The following is a 21,927-nucleotide window of genomic DNA, read 5'->3' as shown; positions in this document are numbered from 1 at the left end:
CAGGCTTTTTTTATGACAATATGATGATTCGTAGCCACCTAAATGTTGGAGTATTATCAATAAAATATGTAATGGACTTGCCGAAACGACAAGAATGTGTTGCAAAATGTAATAATTTAGTTCAAAACGTAAATTTAATCTCCAATTATTTCATTTATCTTGTTATGATCTAGAGGATAGATTTGGTAACACACAACATAAGACAAGAGGTGAAAGGGATTTATGAAGCATCGTAGTAAGCTCAGCTGGATTGTCATCATGGTTTTGGTGTTCTCTACTCTTTTTGGTGGAATTGCGGCTGCCGAGACGTACACCGTTAAAAAAGGAGATACGTTGTGGACCATCGCCAAAACAAATGGGACAACCGTAGCAGAGATGCAAAAGCTCAATCGATTGAAAAACGTAAATGTCCTTCAAATTGGCCAAAAGTTAAAGCTTCCTGAGAAGCCGTCCACAGGGAGTGAGGTTCCTCAAAAAGAAGAGGAAGCCGACTCCACTACAATCACCATTCTGGGCACCTCTGACGTGCACGGGAATCTGTGGGGCTATACTTATGAAGATAGTGCGGAAACAACGAATAACGGGCTCGCACGGATATCTACATATGTCAATGAAGTGAAGAAGACCTCCCCTAACGTGCTGTTGATTGACAATGGGGACACATATCAAGGCAATATTTTAACTGATGATATTTATCGTAAAAACACAGATGTCATTCATCCTGTTTCCAAAGCCATGAATGCCATGAAGTACGATGCCATGGTTTTTGGTAATCATGAATTCAATTTTGGACTGGATCATGTTGATCGAATTATGAAAGAACTGAACTTCCCCGTACTTGGAGCCAACATCAAGACAGAAGATGGCGGAACACTTGGCGAGCCGTACAAGATTATTAATGTAGATGGCATAAAAGTAGGAATTATCGGTGTAACGACACCCAATGTACCTCGTTGGGACGGCGATAAGGTAGACGGCCTTACGTTCGAGCATATGGGTGAAACGGTGAAGAAGGTTGCACAATACCTCAAAAATGAGAAAAAAGTGGATGTACTTATCGCGAGCGCTCATGCAGGCATGTTTGCTGAGTTCGACGAAGACGGAGCTTCAGACTCGGCTGAACGAATTGTAAAGATGGTGCCTGAACTTGATGCCATGCTGGTTGGGCACATGCACATTGTGGTTAACGAAAAAATCGGACAAACCGTGATCGGTGGCCCTCGTAACCTCGGCCGTGACATTGTGCGTTTTGATATCGAAGTGAAAAAAGATCAAGGTAAAAATAAAGTGACGGACCGTCAGGTTCAAGTGGTAGACATGGCTTCCTACACCCCTGATCCGGCGATTCGTGACCTGGTGAAGGAAGAGCACGAAGCTACGATCCAATTCATTACAGGTGGTGGTTCTGCCGGAGCGGAAGGCTCGTCGGGTGGTATCTTCGGTCAGGCAACCGAGGACTTCCAGCCTGTGAATGAAATTAATGGGATTCCTGAAGGCAAACTTCAAGATACAGCCGTGGTTGATCTCATCAACAAGGTTCAGATGGAAGTGAGCGGAGCGGATGTTTCGGCTGCTGCACTCTTCAAAGACACCTCCAATCTGAAAAAAGGTAATATCACATATGCGAATATTTTCGATATTTACAAATTCGATAACGTGCTCTATACCGTTAAGGTTACGGGTAAAGAACTGAAGGCGTATATGGAATGGTCTGCTTCCCATTACAACCAGTGGAAAGAGGGAGATGTTTCGATCAGCTTCGATCCTGAGGTTCCAGGTTATTTGTATGACATGTTTGCTGGCGTAGACTACAAAATCGACCTGTCCAAGCCTGCAGGGCAGCGTATCGTCGATGTAATGTATCAAGGCAAGCCTCTGGCTGATACACAAGAACTGAGGCTTGCTGTAAACAACTACCGATACAGCAGCGCACTGAAAGCTTACAAATTGGTAGAAGCAAACCGCGATTGGGAATCACCACGCAGCATTCGGGATTACCTGGTTGAATATATTCAAGAACATCAGGAGATTTCCCCGGAAGTGGACAATAACTGGGAGATCGTTGGAATCGATCTCGCTAGCCCTTATCGGGATGAGATCATTAAACTGGTGAATGAAGGCAAGATCGATGTTCCTTATGACCAATCACTTAATGTGAACGAGCTGCTCAAGCAAGGAATTATTAAGAAATAATAGGAAGTAAACCTGCTTCCAAATTGCAAGATAAATCAGTCGCCATCATGGCGGCTTTTTTATTTTGTGAAGGCAATTCGGATAGGTCAGATTATGTAATAATGTGGTTTTGGTTATTCTTCAAGTTGACATGACCAGGAGATTAGACATCTGGTGAACGAAGGAGTATTCTTGTTTATACTTATGATTAATTGAAGGAGACCGAAAGATGAAGCCGCATTCCATAGAACGTATTAAGATTCCAGCCGGATTCTGGGCAGGCTTGGAGCAATTGGGGATCGACACGCATGTCGTAGCCCGCAGAGCACAACTGCCACTCACCAAGATTACGAATACAATCGTCAATACAGACGAATATTTTGCAATCTGGCAGGCTTATTCCGACCTCATGGGCGATACGGCTGAAGGAATCATCAAACTGGCAACCGCTTTTGAAACAGCCCACTATCCACCAAGTGTATTAGCCACCTACCATGCTCGTGACTACCGTGATGCGCTATATCGGATGGCTCGGTACAAACGGATGTGTCCTCCCGAAGGCTTGCACATTACCGAGGAGCATGATCGCTGCATTATTGAACTGGAGTGGATGAATGGTGGACCGTCCGGACCTCCCGTCCTGGTTGGAATTACGCTGGCCTTTCTTCTGGAGCTGGGACGTCGTGGTACAGGGCTCTCTTTGAATGCACTGCAGGTCGAATTCTCACAGCCCATGGGGGATGTGAAGGCTCTGGAAGCTTACTTCGGCTGCAATATCCGGATGGGTGCACCAAGCAATCGATTGATTTTGCATCAAAAGGATTTGGATCTGCCCTTCATCACGTATAACGAAGAGCTGCTTGAGATGCTGACGCCCATACTTGATCGCTCGCTGGATGAACAGAAACAGGCTCAATCCATGACAGAAGCGGTCGTATGGATTCTGAAACGGAGCCTCACAGGTGGACGTCCCGATGTCCAAATCGTAGCGAAGGAGTTAGGCGTAAGTGATCGTACACTACAGCGCAGACTCACCGATGAGAACACCAGCTTCAAGCAGCTGCTGACCCAAGCCAGACATGAGCAGGCTCGAGTATACCTAGCTGATCCGTCACTTGATATCAAAGAAGTGGCCTTTCTTGTAGGGTATGAAGACCAGAATTCATTTTATCGGGCATTCCGGCTATGGGAAGGGGAGACGCCTTCGAATTGGCGCTCAAAGCAAGAAAGCTGGCCTGAAAGGCTAGTCACGAATTGATGGATAATCTATTAGATACAAAAACCACTGAATTAGGATTCAGTGGTTTTTGGTGTTAATGAAATAAATGATAGATTAGTGCCTATTCTTCATAAGGAAGGATGGCATAGATTTTCCAGCTGTTATCATTCATTTTCTTGAGTTTATACAATCCGTCCATGGAAACCGTTTCTTCCTGTTGTTCTTTACCCGAATGGATCGTTACTTTCATCTTGCCGCCTTCTGCTTCTAATACAGCCAAACGGTTAGAGGTTTCGATGACGGTAAAATTCGGTTGGGAGAGCATTTCAATATCCATTGTGGTTTCTTCATCTACTGCAGAAGTGATATCTTCCAGAGACGTAAAATTGGATGAAAGCTGATACCCTGTGTAATAGGTTGCATAGGTTACAGACAACTGATCATATTTATGATCCGTCATAGCTTGAATCTCCGACTTCGTAGCAGTGGAAGCAAGTGCCGTCAGTTCAGATGTATCCGGCAGCTCGGTTTGCTCCAATTGTAAAGCACGTTCAAGCATGACTACAGCTTGAGCGCGTGTAGCTTTTGCGAAAGGTTGAAACGTAGTCGTTGTCATTCCTGAAACAATACCAGCCTGGCTCGCTTTGGTAATAGCGGAAGCTGCATAGTAGTTTGGGACGTCCTTGAAGGTTTTGGATGCACCTTTAAACTCCACCGTATCGGAGAACGCACGTACGACCATTACCGCGATATCGCCGCGCGTGATCGGGAGGTCAGGTCCGAATTCAGTGCTGCTTACACCCCCAACGACGCCAAGTGAACTGGCAATCCGAATGGACTCAGCATACCATTTGCCTGCTTTTACATCACTGAAGGATTTTCCTTGAGCTGTACTATGTAGTCCTGTAGCCTGAACAAGAATAGCTACGAATTCTGCACGAGTGATGGGATGATTGGGCTTAAGAGCGACCTCGCCATTGCCTAGGCTGTAACCGTTAAGGAGGTCAGCGTTAACGAAATTGTCAAGCGTATCGTACGCCCAGTGGCCATCAATATCTGTCGGGAAATACAAATCTAGCGATTTGTACGAAGCGGCAGCATGGGCTTTGCTCCACGAAAAAGGGAATACCACAAGGATCATGGCGAAGAAGAAAAGAGTGAAGCGGTTAATCTTTTGTCTCATCTAGGAAGTTCCTCCTGTAAATTGAAATTTGCCGTCATTCAGCATAACAGAGAAGGGGAGGGATGGCTAAAGGAAATCTTTGCTAACGATTGATTCGATTAAATTTGAGACTAAAGATCCATTTATATACCATTTATTCACTTATTTTATATATAGTGTAAATTATATTATAGGAGAGTGAATAATGTGAAAAAGAGTAAAATGTTTTTTGCCATGGTCATGAGCATACTGATAGCCATTTCGATACCTGGTATTGGTCAAAGCTCAAAGACATTCGCTGCGACAGAACGGACACCTGTTGTTTTTGTTCATGGATTAACAGGTTCTGATAGCAATTTCACTTTTATTGAAAGTTATCTGCGTGGTCAAGGTTGGTCCAGAGATGAGCTGTTTGCGATTGATCTGCCCAGCAAGCAGGGGAATCAGCTGTTGAATTCGGCAGCTATCAGTCAATTCGTAGACAATGTACTTCGGGAAACAGGCCATAGCAAAGTCAACATTGTGGCTCATAGTATGGGCGGGGCTAATAGTTTATATTACATATTGAACCGCGGGGGCTCTACCAAAGTGGACAAGCTGGTCACCTTGGGGGGCGCCAATCGTTTGACTACAACTTCAGCCCCACAGGGAGTTGAGGTTACTTCCATCTACTCTACCAGTGACACGATCGTATCTCCTGCACTTTCCCGTTTGAGCGGAGCGAATAACATACAGGTTTCGCTAGTTTCCCATATCGGTCTGCTCTTCAATTCACGGGTTAATGCCTTGATTAAGACAGCATTGAATGAATAGAGAGACAGCGGCAGCTGAATGAAACATGAGTGATCCCATAGGTCACTCGTGTTTTTTTGTATTTTGTTAACAGATGAATTTATAATAGATTGTATTGTACATTGCTGGGTCCATACATAGAATTTTGGCTGCCCAAATAGACACAACGAAGGAGATTTCAAGAATGACGATGACCGAGAAAGAAAAAGCACAACAAGGGCTCTTATATGATAATAACAACGACCCGCAATTGGTAAACGAACGCCTTGAAGCAAAAGAGCTGTGCTACGACTACAACCAGCTTCGTCCGCGCATGATATCCGAAAGAGAAGCCATTATGAAAAAACTTTTGGCGAAAACAGGAGAGAAGTTTTGGATTGAACAGCCTTTCTATTGTGATCAAGGATACAACATTGAGATTGGAGAAAACTTTTATTGTAATCATAATGCGGTGATGTTGGATGCAGCGAAGATTACCTTTGGCAGCAATGTGTTCATTGCACCAAATTGCGGATTTTACACTGCTGGTCATCCCCTGGATGCTGAACAGCGCAATCAAGGGTTGGAGATTGCACTCCCGATTACAGTAGGGGACAATGTCTGGATTGGCGGAGGTGTATCTGTGCTGCCAGGTGTAACGATTGGAGATAATACAGTGATCGGCGCGGGAAGCGTAGTGACGAAGGATATACCGGCAGGAGTCATTGCTGCAGGCAACCCATGCAGAGTCATTCGAGCGATTACGGAAGCGGATAAGAATAAATACCCTAGACGGTAAATGGGTCATAGCCCAAGAGAATAGAAGAGAGAACGGGAGCCAGTTTACTGGAACCCGTTTTTGGTTTCATTGATTTGGCGTTGGACGGATGCATTCCCTTCAGAAGAATGAACGAAATGATCACATGACTTGAGCTTCAGAGCAAAGTAAATCTTGCAGAAAAGCGTTATGGTTATGTTTGCAGCAGATGACAGAAGGTAGGAAGAAGAATGGATGTACAACGAACTGAAAAATTAATTCATGCTCCCAAAGGAATGGAACAGGCACCAGACAAAGAGGGAAGCTTGAAATGGAATGGGCTTACAGTCATCCAATTTTGTTTGCATACGCAGGGAACCAGAGGAAGCTTTTTTCTGAAAGACCATCTACTGCTGTTCGTTAAATCAGGCGTATACACGGTTAAATTTAGGAATGAAAAGTATACAGTGCGGAGTAATGAAATGATATTCTTGCACAAAGCGATCAAGGTAGACTACGAAAAGTCAGGTGAGCCCGGTACTGAATATTTACTGGATTATATGATGTTTTATATGAACGGGGATATACTTCAGAAGTTCGCAGATTTTGCAGATTGGAAGACCATTCATTCCATCAATGAGGTCGCCCCGGTATCTGTCATTTCAGTTAACGCCCCAATGAGAGCATATATTAACTCCCTAAAATCATATTTTAACCAATCTGATTCGATCAGCGACGGATTGGTCGGCGTCAAGTTCATGGAGCTGCTGTTTCATCTTGCTGAAGCAAACACAAATTTGCTGCAACAGCTGCTGTATCCTCATCCTACTGAACGGAGTCAGATTGAACAGGTCGTTGAAGAGAATGTGACCAATCCCGTTTCCATTGAAGATCTGGCCTATTTGTCTGGCAGAAGCCTGTCAACATTCAAGCGTGAATTTCGGACATTGCATAACTCTTCTCCATTAAAATGGATCCGTAATCGCAGATTGGATCTGGCCAGTCAGCTCCTGCTCGAGTCGACACAATCGGTAACGGATATCTGTTTCGCCTGCGGCTTCGAAAATACGACCCACTTTTCCAAGGTGTTTAAAATGCGCTTTGATCTATCGCCAACTGAATATAGACGACGGAACTTAAGAAAAGAATAACGAGGAGGACGAGAAAATGGAATATGTGAAGCTGGGGAAGACAGGGTTGGATGTGTCTAGAATTTGCCTCGGATGCATGGGATTTGGCGATGCCAGCCGCTGGATTCATCAATGGGTACTAGACGAGGGGAATAGCCGGCCAGTCATTAAGAAGGCTCTGGAGCTCGGCATCAACTTTTTTGATACAGCGAATGTCTATTCGCTGGGTGCAAGTGAAGAGATCCTTGGGCGGGCCTTGAAGGACTATGCCAAACGAGACGAGGTTGTTATTGCGACCAAGGTGCATGGACGAATGCATGAAGGACCGAACGGCGCCGGATTGTCCCGTAAAGCCATCATGAGCGAAATCGATAAGAGTCTGATGCGGCTTGGAACGGACTATGTGGATCTGTATCAAATTCATCGCTGGGACTACCATACCCCAATCGAAGAAACCATGGAGGCATTACATGATGTAGTCAAAGCCGGAAAAGTAAGATATCTCGGTGCTTCTGCAATGTACGCCTGGCAGTTCCAAAAGGCCTTATTTGTCGCTGAGCGTAATGGCTGGACCAAATTCGTTTCCATGCAAAATCATCTGAACTTGCTGTACCGTGAAGAGGAACGAGAGATGCTTCCCCTATGTAAGGAGGAAGGGATCGGAGTCATTCCTTACAGTCCGCTTGCTTCAGGAAGACTGACGCGTGACTGGTCGGAAACAACGCATCGCTCGGAGACGGATCAGGTCCAGAAATCCAAATACGACTCTACTGCCGATACGGATCGCTTCATTGTAGAGCGGGTTGCAGAGATCGCAAGCAAGCACGGTGTTCCGCGGGTTCACATTGCTCTGGCATGGCTGATGCAGAAGCAGCCCGTAACAGCTCCCATTATCGGTGCGACGAAGATATCACATTTGGAGGATGCCGTTGCAGCCATAGATTTGAAGCTGACAGCAGAGGAAATTGCGTGGTTGGAAGAACCTTATGTGCCACATCCGGTTGTGGGTTTAATTCCAATTCAATAATCAGTGTAAATATATTAGCGGATGAAGGGCTTGCCCTAATCGTTCGCTTTTTTTTGTTTCCCGTCTTCAACATGAAAAAGGGTCGATTGGGAAAGGATACCTTAAGCGGTCCAAAATATTACAGAAGAGGAATGAAGAAATGAGTAAAGCATCAGAGGCCTCAACGGAGGAAAAGAAACTAAAGTGGTGGCAGCTCAGCTTGCTTGGTGTAGCAGGCACCATTGGTACAGGATACTTTCTGGGCTCCAGCCTCGCGATTTCGATCGGTGGCCCTGCAGTATTAGTGGCTTACATTTTGGCTGCCCTCGGTACATATGTAGTTTTTGATGCCTTGGCGAGAATGACATCGGATCACCCTGAGCAGGGATCTTTTCGTTCTTATGCCAAGAAGGCATTCGGAAGCTGGGCAGGCTTTGCCAGTGGATGGGTGTATTGGTTTTCGGAGCTGCTTATTATGGGAAGTCAGTTGACGGCCTTGTCCATTTTTTCGCGTTTTTGGTTCCCGAATGTTCCTCTCTGGATATTTGCTGCCGGATTTGGAATTGTCGGTCTTTGCATCGTTTTCTTCGGGAATAAAGGATTTGACCGGGTTGAAAATGTACTTGCCATAATCAAAATCGCAGCAATTCTTATGTTTTTGGTACTTGCCATCGCGCTTCTCGCAGGATGGATTGGGGGAACAAAATATGAGCATAACGTACCGCTGAGCATGACTGAAATTTTCCCGAAAGGCGGGATCGGTCTGTGGTCTGCGTTTCTATTTGCCTTTTATGCCTATGGGGGAATTGAGGTGCTCGGAATCATGTCTTACCGTCTTCAAAAACCTGAAGAGGCTCCCAAGGCAGGCAAAGTGATGCTGATCTCGCTTTCAACGGTATACGTTGTGTCGATTGGACTGGCTCTGACCATGGTCCCGCTGGGGGCCTTTAATCCCAAAGAGAGTCCTTTTGTACTGGCACTGAGCAGTGATCATTTGGCATTTGTTCCGCATTTGTTCAATGGAGTGTTAATTGTAGCAGGTTTCTCTACCATGACGGCGTCACTCTATGCGGTGACCTCCATGATGCTGACCTTGGCCCAGGAAGGAGATGCTCCGCGGTTATTCTCGCGAAAATGGAAAAAGAAATATCCATTATTCGCGCTCTCACTGATCGGATGCGGGCTTATCGCAACCATCGTCATGTCTTTGCTGCTTCCTGGCAAGGTGTATGAATATGTAACAACTGCAGCCGGATTGATGCTCATGTACAATTGGTTGTTTATTTTGTTATCTTCTGGCCGTCTCCTGAAAGCAGGGAGGTTCAGCGTTGTCAAACGATGGATTGGGCTTGTACTGATTGGCCTCGCTATAACAGGTACGCTTTTTCACCCGCTGAGTCGACCCGGATTCTTTATCAGTCTGCTGCTTGTCTTACTTATTGGAATTAGCGATATGATTGTGCAACGAGTTCGTAAGAAGAAGAAAAAGGAAGAGCCCACCAGCACAGCTCAGGAAGAAGAGCCGCATAACACCCTGGAAAGTCCGAGCTTCCACATTACCGGGATTCGACTTCGAAAGAACAAGATCAAATGAAAAACAGAAACTGAACAGCTTTCGCTCCAAAATAACATCCGAAACCGACAAGAGAGAGGCCGGAAATGATGGATATGCCCTTAAGGACGCCTAAAGTAAGATACTTGCGAAATAAACTCGCAGCGGCGGCCATGAATATATCCCAGATCAGGATACCCAGAATAACGGCTACGCTGTTGATTAGCGTCTGCTCCAAAGTTGAATCATTCACGGCCTTGGCCAGAATGGATCCGTAAATGCCAAGCCAGAACATAATGGATAGGGGATTGAACAGTGACATCAGGAATCCATTCATGAACGATTTGGATAGCGCTGCTTCGTCCCCTCTCATATTCGACTGCGTAAGGGTTCCAGCATTTTTGATGCTTTCCACACCGGTATACACAAGCACAAAAAAACCAAATAGCCATAAGAAAGCCTTTACAAAGGGCAGATCCAGCAAATGAATGATGCCGAAATAGACGAGCAGCATGTAAATGATATCAGCAGTGATCGCGCCGAGTCCAACAAACCAGGAAGGCATGAATCCACCCCGAACACCCTTGTCCAACTGAGCAGCATTGATGGGACCGATTGGGGCTGATAATGAAATCCCCAATAAGATATAACCTAGTATCATGGAACGTTGTCCTCTCCTTTCATGTACTTTATCAGCTTATTCCAGGGATTACTTAAATAGGACAACGTCTAGATTTTGGCATAATCTTTAAGGAAATGATCCATATTAAACGGAAAATAAAGGAGGTGAGATGATGCTGTTCCGCTGGATGAAAAGAGTATTTCAATCACAACCGCAGAACAAAGGGGAAGAACAACAGAGACAAACAAAACAACCAGTAAAATTGGGCCCATCTCTTCAAAGTAAATTTGAATTGATTAAAAAGGCGTTTGAGAGTAGTCCCGATTTTGTCGCTCGTGATTTTCCTAATCCTGTGCCAAGTCATACTTCGCTGGCTGTCTGTTATCTTGAAGGATTGACAGACCCATCGCTTGTAGGAGAACTCATGGAGAAAGTCATTCAAATAGTCAACACTTCTCCACAATGTGAAGAAGAAGTTCCCGATCTGTCCCTCGAATTAAGCCTGCCTTCAGGAAATATCGAAAGAATAGAATCCCTCGAGGAAGTGTATCAAGCGGTATTAACCGGACATCTGATCATTCTTGTTGAAGGGATTGAACATGTCATAGCTGTATCTGTTTCCGGAGGGGAACGAAGATCAGTAGAGGAGCCTACTTCCCAGACGGTCGTTAGGGGACCAAAAGAGGGCTTTACAGAAGAGCTTGCTACGAATATTACTTTGATTCGACGAAAGATACGGTCACCGGATCTGAAGTTTTTTAAACACAATATTGGTGAATATACCCAAACCTCGGTAGCTGTGGCCTATATCCAGGGGATTGCCAAACCGGAAGTGGTAGATGAAGTCAATAAAAGACTCCGTTCAATTCATACAGACAGCATATTGGAGAGTGGATACATCGAAGAATTCATTCAGGATGCGCCTCTAACACCTTTCCCAACCATGCTTAACACGGAACGACCAGATACCGTTGCTGGTAGTTTGCTGGACGGACAAGTTGCCATTCTAATTGATGGAACCCCCTTTGCCCTGGTTGCTCCAGTCACCTTTTTCAACTTTTTTCAGACCACAGAAGATTACTACCAGCGTTATGATATCTCCACTTTTTTGAGAACCATTCGTTTCTTGTCTTTTCTAGTCTCTTTATTGCTGCCATCTACTTTCATTGCTTTAACTACGTTCCAGCAAGAAATGATACCCACCACATTATTAATCACTCTGGCAGCTCAGCGGGAAGGTGTCCCTTTTCCTGCGTTACTTGAAGCCTTGCTTATGGAAATTACATTTGAGGTTATTCGTGAGGCTGGAGTTCGGATGCCGCGAGCAATAGGACCGGCGATCTCCATTGTCGGTGCATTGGTTATAGGTCAAGCTGCAGTAGAAGCTGGGCTGGTTTCGGGAGCGATGGTTATTGTGGTATCCTTCACGGCCATATCGAACTTTGTTATTCCATATTTCAGCATGGCAACAGCAGTCAGGTTAATGCGTTTTCCATTTATGGTGCTGGCAGGTACCCTTGGTTTGTTCGGCATATTGGCAGGTGCAGTGCCTCTGTTGGCTCATTTGGTGTCACTAAAGTCATTCGGCGTGGATTACTTAATGCCATTCGGTCCATTTTACAAGTCAAACATGAAGGATCTGATCTTGCGGGTACCTTGGTGGGCGATGAAGACAAGACCGGCTGAAAAAGCGGATTCAAATAAAACAAGGCAAGCTCCGCATCAATATCCGGCAGGTTCAGACAATGCCATAAGCAGTATAAACCAATCTGATGATAGCGAGTAAAGGAGCAGTTTATGTGATTCCTATGAATAGACGACACATGTTTTTAGCGCTTATGTGGGTAACTTTACTTGGAGGTTGTGGTAATCGGACTGAAATGAACGATCTAGGCATTACATCAGCAACGGGTTTTGACAAACAAAACGGAAAATGGAACATCACTTATCAGGTTATTGTACCACCAGCGAGCAGTACAAGCGGATCCTCAGGGGGAGGCTCTCAGTCTACCGTGACCACCTTTACTTCTCAAGGAAAAACGATCAGAGAAGCTGTTGCAAAAAGCAGTGTAGAAAATCCTAAAAAGTTGTATTTTGCACATACCAACGTGTTAGTAATTGGGGAAGAAGCAGCAGAACAGGGAATTGCGGAAATTCTTGATAATTACTATCGTAATATCGAACCCCGCGAAACCGTAAAGATGCTAGTCGCAGATGGGGAAGCAAGGGATTATCTGAATAAAATGGTTCCACCGGAAAAGAACCCAGGTCGTGCCCTTTCCGATATCTTACAACGAAATCATGAGCGGGGATCGTACTATCCTCTAGTTAACTTACACGAATTTGCTATGAAAATCTCTTCTGACAGCGGAGCGGCAGGGATACCCATCGTTACCGTCAAAGGTCAAGATCATAAAAAAATTGAAAATATAGATGTTTTTAAAGAGACTTCATCACCAGCCAAACTAAGACTGGAGGGGTTGAGCGTTTTCTCTAAGGACAAGAAAATTGGAAAGCTAAGCCAAAGTGAAAGCTTGGGGGTAGCTTGGCTAACGGATCAGGTCAAAAGGACGAATCTTAGATATGTAGGTGAAAATGGGGAAATCAACTCATTTCTTGTTCGAAAAGCAACTGTAAAGACAAAGCCGATCAAGACGGGCTTCCATTATACCATTCGTGTAGATGCGAAAGTGAGCGGAGAGCTGGAAGAGAGCACTTCCCCGAAAAAAATCTCATCTACAGAAAGTATCAATGAGTTACAGCATCAGGCTGAACAGTTGATCGAAGCACAGATGATGGAAGGGTGGAAGGCAACTCAGCAACTAAAAGTGGACCTCTTGGGGATTGGGAACAAAATTCATCAGCATCAACCCAAAGAGTGGAAGTCCCTAAAAGAATCCTGGCCAGAAGAAATTAGAAACATGGACATTAATATCAATGTGGATGTTAGCGTGAGAAGAACAGGATTACTTCAGGACTCTTTTAGCAAATTGCTTGGATCCGAATAAGGAAAAGGTGTAAACTCACTCAAGGAGATGAAGAATAATGACCACAGCTAATTCTCTTCGCATATCGGAACTGGCTGTTTGTCTTTCCCTATTTGAAGTTGGAAGTACAACTTTATTTTTAATGGGTGGGGAAGCCAAACAGGATGCGTGGTTAGCCATGCTTGCAGGGGCTCTAGCCGGGTTGTTACTGTTACTTATTCATTTGGGAATTCATCATCAGGAACCTGAATTGGATTTGTTTCTGTTGTTTCGTCGTTATATGGGTAAAATCATGGGAACCATACTTAACTTGATGTTTGTGGGTTATTTTGCTTATGAGGCTTCCCGAAACTTACGTGACTTAAGTGAAGTCACCGTATTGACGCTGCTAAACAGAACACCAATGTGGCTTATCACCGTGATCACCATCCTGGTGGTCTCCAATACTGTACGATACGGATACCGTGTCCTGTTTTTAATGTGTATGATTTTGTTTCCTATGATGCTGTTGGGATATACCTTGATCAGCATTTTGATTCCTTCAACAGGCATTTTTCACGCGGAACTGATATTACCTGTTTTGGAGAATGGATGGAATCCCATTTTCAAAGCTGCATTTCCTGAAATCATTTCCTTTCCATTCGGACAGGTTGTTTTATTTCTGGTTTTTTATCCATATGCTCGTAAAGGAAGAAATTTTAATAAAGTCGTGATCACTGCTTATATCGTAACTGCACTTGCTCTAACTTTTATTAATCAACTTATTATTTTTGTGCTAGGCACTAAGATTGCTGCGTATAGTACTCTGCCACTCCTCGAAACGGTTCAAATGATTGAATTGACTGAGGTGTTCGAGCGGATGGATGCTCTGTTTACTTTGCTTCTATTTTTAGGGTTAGGCATTAAAATTGCCGCCTTCTTTCATGGTGCTGTTATAGGTCTTGAAAGAGTAACAGGAGTCAATTACAAGAAGTGGGTATTTGCGGTAGGGATCCTTCTATGTGGTTTGTCATTCTTGTCACCGACTTATACTGAACATATAGAAGTCGGTCGGGGGGTTACATTGAATTATTCTTCTCCTGTATTCCAAATTTTCCTTCCGATATTGTTATTTGTAGTTATCTTACTAAAAAAAAGAACGAACAAAAAAACGACTCCGTGAAAAACAGAGTCGTTTTTTTGATGGGAAAAGTAACATTTAGTTAGAATTCACCAATTTTAAAGCATTATCCGACTTTTCCAAATCATGCTCGACTTGTTCTTCGATGTTGTAAGGATGATACATTTCGTTTTTGATCATATAATCGGCGATTTTTTGATGCGTATCAATTGCAGTGTCCAGTTGGGCCTTCAGCACTTTTCGAACTCGAGGTGTTGCCGTTTCGGTAAGAGCAATCGCGTAAGTGCGTACGGCTGACTTGGCGGACAGAAGCATATCGGTAGCAATCGCAAGATCATCCATTGGCTTGATGGCCTTTACCAGCATTTCTTTGGTCATCGTTGTAGACATAATAAGATCCTCCTTATTTCAATAGGGATTTCAACTCTTCAATCGCTTGGGAAGAATTGTTCAGATCGTCTTCAATCAAGGATTTTAGTTTCTCGTCTTGGACCAGCTCCAGCATGGTAACCGCTTTGGTAGCACATGATGTTTTGAGCGTTAGCAGTTCATGAATTTCAAGTTTCTCGTGGACAGCAAGTTCCTTCGTCGCCATCGTGAAACACCTCCAGATATCGTTGTCTATTGATTAGTACCCAAAATAATAGAGCAGAAACGTAAATGAAATGATAAATATAATGAATATTTCAATGGGTTAACGATTACTTATCGCTCGCTTTCCCATCGAGGTCGTGATGAAGTTCTGTGGCAGGAATGACAGGCTCGTAGACTTGTCCTTTTGGAACCGGGTTGGATACGTACACAAAATCCCCAGTACCATCTGGAGCACTTCCTTTCGCCCACAAACCTTCACTGGATTCTGTACCTTCGGAAAGATTCCAGAACTCATAGGCTTCAGGTTGAGATTCCTGCTCGGCCTCGGGTGGGAAGGAAGCAGGAACAACGACGCCGTTCTTTTCCTCCAATTCCTGAATGGCAGCCATCCACTGATACTGGTGGTAACGGTCACGTGCCAACATTTTGCGGAATGTAGCCCGAACGCCTTCATCGGTAGTCATGTGATAGAGTCTTGCAACCTGGAGACGGCCCTGACTTTCGGCGTGAAGGTTGGATCTCATGTCTGCAAGAAGGTTGCCGCTTGCCACAATATACGAACCGTTCCAAGGGACGCCGGTAGAGTTCGTAGGTAAGCCGCCCAGTCCACTCACCAGCAGATGTTGAGGATTGATGCCTCCCATAATGGCAGCCGTAACAGGGTCCTCAGCTGCTTTTTGCTGTTCAGCAGGTGTGGCGCCATCCAGCAGCTGGCTAATCAAAGCACAGAGCATTTCAACGTGGCCGATTTCCTCTGTGCCGATATCCATCAGCATATCTTTATATTTTTCTTCGCCACGACAATTAAATCCTTGAAAGAGGTACTGCATCATTACGGTCATTTCCCCGAATTGTCCTCCCAATACTTCCTGGACCTGACGGGCGAATACGGGATCCGGGCGATCTACTTTTACTTCAAATTGTAATTCCTTCTGGTGTCTGAACATGTGAATCCCTCCATTGGTATGGTTGATTAATTCTAAATCTATATAACCTGTCCAATTAAATTTAAACAAAAGGAAACACAAAAAAAGACAAAGAAGGAGCAGCACGCTGCTCCTTCTTTGTCTTGAATGGGCATTAAATGTTCCTAAAATTAGCCTCTGCTTAGGCTTTGTCCGAATCTGGTCTTTTGATTTGCAGAGGAGGAGGAACAAGCCAGCCTTTTTCTTTGACCAATTGCAAAATGCGCACACCTAGTGCCGTCTTGGTTACGTGATATTTGGCGAATAATGCACCGATATCTTCTCGGATGGATTGTCCCATAACCTGGCTTGCTGCAACCAGACCCAACGAGGTGTCTGCTGCGATTTTGGCTGCGATTTCAGGATCAGTGAACCTTGCGCCTGCGGGGATATCTTCCAATTTGACAGGAGGTCTTTCGGGCAGCATTGGAGCTGGAGCAATGCCATTCTCGGTTAACAAAGCATCGCACTCTTTGATTTCCAGTTTGGCCTGATCCAGCAGGTCATCTAGGATTTTTTTCAGATCCTTATCTCCGGCATGGTTCATGTACGCCTGGTAACAGGAAATGGAGCCTTTTGCCATCATGGAGCATTGCCACACGCTAAAGATTTCTCCGTAGTGCATAGGTTCATCTTTGGGATTGCCACTTAAAATACCCATTATCGTATCCCTCCAAATATTCAGTCGTTTTACCAGGTTAGGTTCTCCTTAATAAAAGAATTATATTCTTGCTTCGAATCCAATCATTGGTTGAGCTTGCTTTCACATAAATCCAGGAAGAAGGCAGAAACTAAGGCCGTAATTTACTTGAATGGAGGACGAGCATGTTTTTTTATAGAGAAGATCTGATTAATATGATTGTTCCGGATAAGCCGGATCCGGCCGCAGCTAAAGTGTTACAGGAAACATTGGGCGGGCAATTTGGAGAAATGCGTACGATGATGCAGTTTTTCTTCCAGAGCAGCAACTTCCGCGGAAAAGCAACACAATACAGAGACCTGCTTCGTGGTGTGTTTCTGGAGGAATTAAGCCACATCGAATTGGTACAACAAACGATAAATCAATTATTGACCGGAGCAGGAGCGGAGGGGGCAGGCGATGCCGGCCTGGACGGAGCTCCACTCGACGAAGCCATCAAGCATGCGAATCCGCATCATTATATTATGGGGGCTCAGAGTTCTCTGCCTGTAGATGCAGCTGGTAACCCATGGCTTGGGAATTACGTCTACGATCATGGCAATCTGGTCAGCAATTTGCTTGACAACGTTGTATTGGAATCGACGGGAGTATTACAAAAAACAAGAATCTATGAAATGAGTACAAACAAAGCGTTTCGTGAAACGTTGGGTTTCCTGATCGTTCGTGATAATGCACATCAAAATGCATTCGCGAAGGCCCTCGAAACGTTGGGTGTGAATTGGGGAAAAGTGTTTCCAGTGCCGAACTACGATATCAACAAATACCCGGAATGCCAGAAATACGTTGACCTCGGCTTCCATAATGCCCAGTTTAACTTCCGGTTGGACAATACCCGGATTGCTGAAATATATAGCGGCCAATCACCTAGTCGTAATGGCGGCGAACTGAAAGTTACTGACCCTCCGCAGGGATTCCCGCTCCCATATATGCCGGAACTTCCTAATGAGCATAGTCCGGGCCTGCATGACTTGAATGCCTGAGCACTTCCTTACATGAAATAATAGCTCCAAAAAAAAGAGCCCATATCCATGGGTTCCTTTTTTTTATACATATGTTATTGACGATGCTGGTTTGGAAACTGTCCGAACGTTTGCCCAGTAATACCGACATTCGGGTTGTTATAAGGTTGTTCTAAGTATGAAACATGTTGAGAAGTCGTGCTCACGAGCTGTTGAGCGAGATTGGCGATTTGCTGCAATTGCTGGATAGCTGTTTGGTGTCCTTGAAGTGCTGTTTGAATCATATGAGCCGCTTGCTGCTCGCGTTGAGCCAGTTGTTCGAGCTGCTGAGCATTGCTCTGCTCCTGTCTCAGCAGTTGTTGATACTGCATGGAAGCTTGCTGTGTTTGCTGCGTGAGCTGCTGAGCCAGTTGGCTAATTTGTTGGGACTGTGAAAATTGATTCAAGTGAGTAGCCTCCTAAATGTCATTTGGATTACTTGAAGTAGTATGCAAATCAGTTTGGTGAAATATTCATGATTTACTAAGAAAAAGGGAGCTAAACGTTACTTGAGGATGATCCAAGTTGAACAAAATACAGACTAGATATAATTTGTTAATTGCTCCCAGATTAATCCTCTTGTATACTAGATTCGTTCCAAATGTTTACTTTTTACGCAATCAAGATTTAGTAGATTTAAGAGCTTACATGAACATGAAGGAGGATTTCCATGCCGAACAAGCAGACTAAACCACAAACGGAGAAACGTAAATATCACCCCTACGTTCGCACCCTTACAGGGCTGACTGCTGCTATGATCGCTGTTAGCGGAGGGTACGCCGCGATGCCTTCTCAGGCACTGGCGGAGAAAGCGGATATCTCCATCTACGATTGGAATTCATATTCCAAATTAACGGTACCTGAACTTAAACCTTCCTGGACAGTGAAGGTAGACTCTTATACGAATCAGAATGAAAGCTTTCAAGGACAACAGGCTGTTGCAGAAGACGGTAAAGTATTTGCCTTTTCTAATCGCAAGCTGATCGCCTTGGATGCAGCAACGGGCAAACAGCTCTGGACATTTGGTAAAGATCTGACCCCGAGCATGGTTTATGACAATGGCGTTCTGTATGGTCTAACCTCCAGCCATAAGCCATATGCGGTAAATGCCAAGACAGGAAAGGCTGTATGGCAATCGGGCACTTCCACATGGATGGATACGCGCGAGCGGACCGAAGCATTAATTCCTACTGCAGATACACTATATGTCATCAAAGGAAGCACCACGTATGCTTTTGATCGGAAGACAGGCAAGCTGCGGTGGAAGGTGGATGAAGCATTAGCCGAAGGCAATGGTACATCGTATCTGCAGGAAGCGGATGGAGTGGTGCTGCGAACCTTCTTCGTGCAGGGGGCACTGACTTCTGTGCAATTGAATGCTTATGACAAGAAAACCGGGAAAAAGCTATGGAGTGAGTTCGGACAGGGAGAGGCATTTCAAATTAAAAACGGATTGGTGTATTCCGTCGATTACTACACTCCGCTGCTTCAAGATTATGAATCTGTTCCGGACCGGAAAGTACAGGTGAATGCCTTCAATCTCAAGACAGGGACACGTAAAGGAAGCATGGACTTCACTTGGAAAATGTCCGGCGACCCGCCGTATGAGCGCGGCCAAGGGAGTATATTGGCTAATGATGGGAAGATCTATATTGAACAGGCAGGCAAGATTGCTGAATATGATCTGAATACGTACAAGAATGGTGATGCTCCGACGAGGACATTTCAGCCTCCTGGTGGGGTGAGTGGCGAGCTGGTAGGGGTTGTTCAGGAACGTCTGATCTACAGGGACTCTGTTACAGATAGTGAATTAAAGGGTGTCAAGCTGGTAAACGGCAGTGCGGTTCAATGGAATGGCGATGCTCCTGTGTCGCAGGTTAGCATATATGGCAAAGGAATCTATCGTGCGCAGCGTAACGGAACACTGCTTGGAATCAATATGCTGACAAGCCAGCCTGTATTCCGTGTGAAAACCGGGGCTGACTTGCACGAGGCAACGCTGAAGACCGGCAGCATGATTATTGTACAGGCCGAAGGCAAACTGATTGGCGTCAAGCTACCAGCATCGCTGAAATAGTGGGCGATTGAAGAGTGGTGCTATGAGGGAAAATAAATAGAGCTTAGAGGGACGGATATTTTTCGTCCTTCTTTGCTGTGCATAAGTGTCTTATAAGATAGGCAAATATGGATTGACGAATGAGTGCATAGTGTATATATTATATATACACACTATGCGCTTAATAAACACCAATGAGGTGAATGACCATTAAAATTCTGATATCCAACGCTTCGAGCGATCCTATCTATATGCAGATATTAACCCAGATCAGGCAAAGTATTTTAAGCGGGGAGTTGGTTGCCGGGGATAGTCTTCCCTCCATCAGGCAGCTCGCCAAGGATCTGCAAGTCAGCGTGATTACCACCAAACGTGTCTATGAAGAGCTGGAAAAAGAGAAATTAATTGATTCCGTTGTAGGCAAGGGCAGTTTCGTCTCAGGAGCCAATCAGGATTTTATTCGGGAGCAGCGGATGAAACGGCTGGAAGAGAAAATGCTGGAGATTATTCGGGAAAGTAAGGAATTAAGTATGACGGAGCAAGATGTGATTCATCTTTTTACTATGTTGTCTGAGGAGGAAACTTCATCATGAATGCAATTGAACTGCGTAATTTAACCAAGGTGTATCCCTTATTTAAGGTGGACAATGTATCTCTGGATGTAAAACAGGGGTATATTACTGGCCTCATTGGACCGAATGGGGCGGGGAAAAGCACCCTGATCAAAATGATCATCGGCTTGATCCACCCAGACTCGGGTACGATCAGGACACTGGGACAGCGGATGCCCGCTCAGGAGGTAAACATCAAGCAGCGTATTGGTGTCGTATCTGATGAATGCTTTTATTATGAACATCTGACGATCCGTGAAATGAAAAAAATGATTGCACCCTTCTATAAGAAGTGGAATGAGCAAAAATTCAATGGCTACCTAGAGCAATTTGAATTGTCTCCGAAAAAGAAAATCGCTGATTTGTCCAAAGGGATGAAAATCAAGTTCTCTCTGGCCATCGCTCTATCACACGATGCTGATCTTCTCATTATGGATGAGCCGACATCCGGTCTTGACCCTGTATTCAGAAGAGAACTTCTGGATCTGCTCTCGGATCTGATACAGGATGAGACAAGATCCATTATTTTCTCAACGCATATCACGACGGATCTGGAGCGTATAGCGGACTATATTGCATTCGTCAATCAGGGAAAACTTGTTTTTAACGAAACAAAAGATGATGTGCTTGAGAGGTATACGATCGTTAAAGGAGATATGGAGCTGCTAGATGGGGATATCCGGAATCAATTTATCGGACTTCGCGAGACAGCTGTTGGTTTTGAGGCACTGGCAGACAACAGGGAAGAGGCTGCACGGTTATTTGGAAGTTTTGCCCTTTTGCAAAGACCAACTTTGGAGGATCTGATCTACTTTACGGCAAAAGGGGGACGCAAACATGCTTAACCTGCTTCGCAAAGACTTCATAGCATTAAGAAGTTCATTATGGACTATAGGATTATATCTTGTTGTGTTTAGCTTGGCCTTTATACCCAATATTGAAATGTCGATGTATTTTGTGGGGATCTACACCGCATTTGGTTCGGTAATCTTGGCAACCATGATCGATATCAAAAACCATAATCATAATTTCCTGGTTACCCTGCCAGTCAGCCGCAAAAATATCGTGCAAGCCAAGTATGTATCGGCCATCCTATATACCTTATTTGGCGTGCTGGCCTCGTTCGGAATTCACTGGCTGGTTAACTTGAATTTCCCAGAACTGAACAAGCCAAGCTATACCTTCATGGACATTATGGTTTCCATAGGCATGGTAATGGTGCTGGTATCTATCTATATGCCGCTCTTTTACGCACTTAGTAAAAAAGGAGCCGGAATAATCAACGCCATTTTCATGGTTACACTCATTCTTCTGGCGCAGCCTTTTGCTGTGCTTATGAATATGGTCAGTGAGAAGGGCGTAGATGGCCAAGTAATAGCCATGATATCGATTGGGATAATACTCATCTTCGGTGCATCCTATGTTTTAACCACTCGTTTGTTTGCGAGAAAGGATTTATAAGAATTTGATCAAATGATATGAAGAAAACCCCGTCGCCTGATTCA

At 44.6% G+C, this 21,927-nt stretch carries 22 protein-coding genes; 15 read left to right on the top strand and 7 right to left on the bottom strand.

The features are described from left to right. Nucleotides 1-222: 222 nt before the first annotated feature. The gene (locus AC3WQ3_RS23410; protein WP_492473744.1) at nt 223-2,193 is read left to right on the top strand and encodes a 5'-nucleotidase C-terminal domain-containing protein; all 1,971 of its coding nucleotides are present in this window, start codon (nt 223-225) and stop codon (nt 2,191-2,193) included. 208 nt (nt 2,194-2,401) lie between these two features. Continuing rightward, nucleotides 2,402-3,430, top strand: coding sequence for a helix-turn-helix transcriptional regulator (locus AC3WQ3_RS23405; protein ID WP_492473743.1), 1,029 nt, complete (start codon nt 2,402-2,404; stop codon nt 3,428-3,430). 82 nt (nt 3,431-3,512) lie between these two features. Here AC3WQ3_RS23405 and AC3WQ3_RS23400 read toward each other — a convergent pair whose 3' ends face one another. Next, nucleotides 3,513-4,574 (bottom strand): S-layer homology domain-containing protein, encoded by a 1,062-nt coding sequence (locus tag AC3WQ3_RS23400; RefSeq protein WP_492473742.1) that lies wholly within the window; start codon nt 4,572-4,574, stop codon nt 3,513-3,515. 186 nt (nt 4,575-4,760) lie between these two features. On the opposite strand from AC3WQ3_RS23400, the gene AC3WQ3_RS23395 reads away from it, so the two are divergent. The 5 genes from AC3WQ3_RS23395 to AC3WQ3_RS23375 all read left to right on the top strand — a co-directional run bounded on the left by AC3WQ3_RS23395 (nt 4,761) and on the right by AC3WQ3_RS23375 (nt 9,811). Continuing rightward, nucleotides 4,761-5,366: an esterase/lipase family protein gene (locus tag AC3WQ3_RS23395; protein ID WP_419719976.1), complete on the top strand. Its 606-nt coding sequence runs from the start codon at nt 4,761-4,763 to the stop codon at nt 5,364-5,366. A 169-nt stretch (nt 5,367-5,535) separates the two neighbouring features. Further along, the gene (locus tag AC3WQ3_RS23390) at nt 5,536-6,123 is read left to right on the top strand and encodes a sugar O-acetyltransferase (RefSeq protein ID WP_492473780.1); all 588 of its coding nucleotides are present in this window, start codon (nt 5,536-5,538) and stop codon (nt 6,121-6,123) included. Between the two features lie 209 nt (nt 6,124-6,332). Continuing rightward, complete coding sequence (locus AC3WQ3_RS23385) at nt 6,333-7,232, top strand: helix-turn-helix domain-containing protein (RefSeq protein WP_492473741.1); 900 nt, start codon at nt 6,333-6,335, stop codon at nt 7,230-7,232. 16 nt (nt 7,233-7,248) lie between these two features. After that, a complete protein-coding gene (locus tag AC3WQ3_RS23380) occupies nt 7,249-8,238 on the top strand; it encodes an aldo/keto reductase (protein ID WP_336779957.1) in 990 nt (329 codons plus the stop codon). Between the two features lie 139 nt (nt 8,239-8,377). Next, entirely contained in the window at nt 8,378-9,811 is a 1,434-nt protein-coding gene (locus AC3WQ3_RS23375) for an amino acid permease (protein ID WP_336779958.1), read from the top strand. Here AC3WQ3_RS23375 and AC3WQ3_RS23370 read toward each other — a convergent pair. Beyond that, complete coding sequence (locus AC3WQ3_RS23370) at nt 9,804-10,430, bottom strand: LysE family transporter (RefSeq protein WP_336779959.1); 627 nt, start codon at nt 10,428-10,430, stop codon at nt 9,804-9,806. The genes AC3WQ3_RS23375 and AC3WQ3_RS23370 overlap by 8 nt on opposite strands. Before the next feature lie 130 nt (nt 10,431-10,560). Here AC3WQ3_RS23370 and AC3WQ3_RS23365 point away from each other — a divergent pair, with 130 nt between their 5' ends. Genes AC3WQ3_RS23365 through AC3WQ3_RS23355 form a run of 3 tightly spaced genes read left to right on the top strand, consistent with a single transcriptional unit; the run spans nt 10,561 to nt 14,540 of the window. Continuing rightward, nucleotides 10,561-12,177, top strand: coding sequence for a spore germination protein (locus AC3WQ3_RS23365; RefSeq protein ID WP_419719977.1), 1,617 nt, complete (start codon nt 10,561-10,563; stop codon nt 12,175-12,177). 22 nt (nt 12,178-12,199) lie between these two features. Next, nucleotides 12,200-13,399 (top strand): Ger(x)C family spore germination protein, encoded by a 1,200-nt coding sequence (locus AC3WQ3_RS23360; RefSeq protein WP_336780245.1) that lies wholly within the window; start codon nt 12,200-12,202, stop codon nt 13,397-13,399. 37 nt (nt 13,400-13,436) lie between these two features. Then, complete coding sequence (locus tag AC3WQ3_RS23355; protein WP_095358228.1) at nt 13,437-14,540, top strand: GerAB/ArcD/ProY family transporter; 1,104 nt, start codon at nt 13,437-13,439, stop codon at nt 14,538-14,540. A gap of 36 nt (nt 14,541-14,576) precedes the next feature. On the opposite strand, the gene AC3WQ3_RS23350 is transcribed toward AC3WQ3_RS23355, so the two are convergent. The 4 genes from AC3WQ3_RS23350 to AC3WQ3_RS23335 form a co-directional block, all read right to left on the bottom strand. Then, entirely contained in the window at nt 14,577-14,888 is a 312-nt protein-coding gene (locus tag AC3WQ3_RS23350; protein ID WP_492473740.1) for a spore coat protein, read from the bottom strand. Between the two features lie 13 nt (nt 14,889-14,901). Beyond that, a complete protein-coding gene (locus tag AC3WQ3_RS23345) occupies nt 14,902-15,093 on the bottom strand; it encodes a spore coat protein (RefSeq protein WP_095287312.1) in 192 nt (63 codons plus the stop codon). A gap of 106 nt (nt 15,094-15,199) precedes the next feature. Continuing rightward, the gene (locus AC3WQ3_RS23340; protein ID WP_095287311.1) at nt 15,200-16,039 is read right to left on the bottom strand and encodes a manganese catalase; all 840 of its coding nucleotides are present in this window, start codon (nt 16,037-16,039) and stop codon (nt 15,200-15,202) included. A 160-nt stretch (nt 16,040-16,199) separates the two neighbouring features. After that, on the bottom strand, nt 16,200-16,718 hold the full coding sequence (locus AC3WQ3_RS23335) for a DUF3231 family protein (protein WP_154893271.1): 519 nt from the start codon (nt 16,716-16,718) through the stop codon (nt 16,200-16,202). 164 nt (nt 16,719-16,882) lie between these two features. Between AC3WQ3_RS23335 and AC3WQ3_RS23330 the strand changes: the two genes are divergently transcribed. Beyond that, a complete protein-coding gene (locus tag AC3WQ3_RS23330; protein ID WP_095287309.1) occupies nt 16,883-17,737 on the top strand; it encodes a manganese catalase family protein in 855 nt (284 codons plus the stop codon). A gap of 74 nt (nt 17,738-17,811) precedes the next feature. Here the strand turns inward: AC3WQ3_RS23330 and AC3WQ3_RS23325 are convergent, their stop codons facing one another. Next, nucleotides 17,812-18,162 carry an AMP-dependent synthetase and ligase gene (locus AC3WQ3_RS23325; protein ID WP_336779961.1) on the bottom strand — a complete coding sequence of 117 codons (351 nt, stop codon included), beginning with the start codon at nt 18,160-18,162 and terminating at the stop codon, nt 17,812-17,814. Between the two features lie 263 nt (nt 18,163-18,425). Between AC3WQ3_RS23325 and AC3WQ3_RS23320 the strand changes: the two genes are divergently transcribed. The 4 genes from AC3WQ3_RS23320 to AC3WQ3_RS23305 all read left to right on the top strand — a co-directional run bounded on the left by AC3WQ3_RS23320 (nt 18,426) and on the right by AC3WQ3_RS23305 (nt 21,883). Continuing rightward, nucleotides 18,426-19,832, top strand: coding sequence for an outer membrane protein assembly factor BamB family protein (locus tag AC3WQ3_RS23320; RefSeq protein ID WP_492473738.1), 1,407 nt, complete (start codon nt 18,426-18,428; stop codon nt 19,830-19,832). A gap of 188 nt (nt 19,833-20,020) precedes the next feature. Beyond that, on the top strand, nt 20,021-20,404 hold the full coding sequence (locus tag AC3WQ3_RS23315) for a GntR family transcriptional regulator (RefSeq protein WP_154893703.1): 384 nt from the start codon (nt 20,021-20,023) through the stop codon (nt 20,402-20,404). Beyond that, the gene (locus AC3WQ3_RS23310) at nt 20,401-21,267 is read left to right on the top strand and encodes an ABC transporter ATP-binding protein (protein WP_492473737.1); all 867 of its coding nucleotides are present in this window, start codon (nt 20,401-20,403) and stop codon (nt 21,265-21,267) included. The genes AC3WQ3_RS23315 and AC3WQ3_RS23310 overlap by 4 nt, the downstream gene beginning before the upstream one ends. Further along, the gene (locus tag AC3WQ3_RS23305) at nt 21,260-21,883 is read left to right on the top strand and encodes an ABC-2 transporter permease (RefSeq protein WP_336779964.1); all 624 of its coding nucleotides are present in this window, start codon (nt 21,260-21,262) and stop codon (nt 21,881-21,883) included. The genes AC3WQ3_RS23310 and AC3WQ3_RS23305 overlap by 8 nt, the downstream gene beginning before the upstream one ends. The last annotated feature ends 44 nt before the right edge of the window (nt 21,884-21,927 follow it).

The organism is Paenibacillus sp. FW104-T2 (assembly GCF_058789975.1).
Note: the sequence above shows the minus strand (reverse complement) of the source record. Positions and strands in the feature narration are given on the sequence as shown.

Coding starts and splice junctions, on each gene's coding strand:
- AC3WQ3_RS23410 (WP_492473744.1), top strand. CDS start 223: ATGAAGCATCGTAGTAAGCTCAGCTGGATTGTCATCATGGTTTTGGTG.
- AC3WQ3_RS23405 (WP_492473743.1), top strand. CDS start 2,402: ATGAAGCCGCATTCCATAGAACGTATTAAGATTCCAGCCGGATTCTGG.
- AC3WQ3_RS23400 (WP_492473742.1), bottom strand. CDS start 4,574: ATGAGACAAAAGATTAACCGCTTCACTCTTTTCTTCTTCGCCATGATC.
- AC3WQ3_RS23390 (WP_492473780.1), top strand. CDS start 5,536: ATGACCGAGAAAGAAAAAGCACAACAAGGGCTCTTATATGATAATAAC.
- AC3WQ3_RS23385 (WP_492473741.1), top strand. CDS start 6,333: ATGGATGTACAACGAACTGAAAAATTAATTCATGCTCCCAAAGGAATG.
- AC3WQ3_RS23380 (WP_336779957.1), top strand. CDS start 7,249: ATGGAATATGTGAAGCTGGGGAAGACAGGGTTGGATGTGTCTAGAATT.
- AC3WQ3_RS23375 (WP_336779958.1), top strand. CDS start 8,378: ATGAGTAAAGCATCAGAGGCCTCAACGGAGGAAAAGAAACTAAAGTGG.
- AC3WQ3_RS23370 (WP_336779959.1), bottom strand. CDS start 10,430: ATGATACTAGGTTATATCTTATTGGGGATTTCATTATCAGCCCCAATC.
- AC3WQ3_RS23365 (WP_419719977.1), top strand. CDS start 10,561: ATGATGCTGTTCCGCTGGATGAAAAGAGTATTTCAATCACAACCGCAG.
- AC3WQ3_RS23360 (WP_336780245.1), top strand. CDS start 12,200: ATGAATAGACGACACATGTTTTTAGCGCTTATGTGGGTAACTTTACTT.
- AC3WQ3_RS23355 (WP_095358228.1), top strand. CDS start 13,437: ATGACCACAGCTAATTCTCTTCGCATATCGGAACTGGCTGTTTGTCTT.
- AC3WQ3_RS23350 (WP_492473740.1), bottom strand. CDS start 14,888: ATGTCTACAACGATGACCAAAGAAATGCTGGTAAAGGCCATCAAGCCA.
- AC3WQ3_RS23345 (WP_095287312.1), bottom strand. CDS start 15,093: ATGGCGACGAAGGAACTTGCTGTCCACGAGAAACTTGAAATTCATGAA.
- AC3WQ3_RS23340 (WP_095287311.1), bottom strand. CDS start 16,039: ATGTTCAGACACCAGAAGGAATTACAATTTGAAGTAAAAGTAGATCGC.
- AC3WQ3_RS23335 (WP_154893271.1), bottom strand. CDS start 16,718: ATGGGTATTTTAAGTGGCAATCCCAAAGATGAACCTATGCACTACGGA.
- AC3WQ3_RS23330 (WP_095287309.1), top strand. CDS start 16,883: ATGTTTTTTTATAGAGAAGATCTGATTAATATGATTGTTCCGGATAAG.
- AC3WQ3_RS23320 (WP_492473738.1), top strand. CDS start 18,426: ATGCCGAACAAGCAGACTAAACCACAAACGGAGAAACGTAAATATCAC.
- AC3WQ3_RS23310 (WP_492473737.1), top strand. CDS start 20,401: ATGAATGCAATTGAACTGCGTAATTTAACCAAGGTGTATCCCTTATTT.
- AC3WQ3_RS23305 (WP_336779964.1), top strand. CDS start 21,260: ATGCTTAACCTGCTTCGCAAAGACTTCATAGCATTAAGAAGTTCATTA.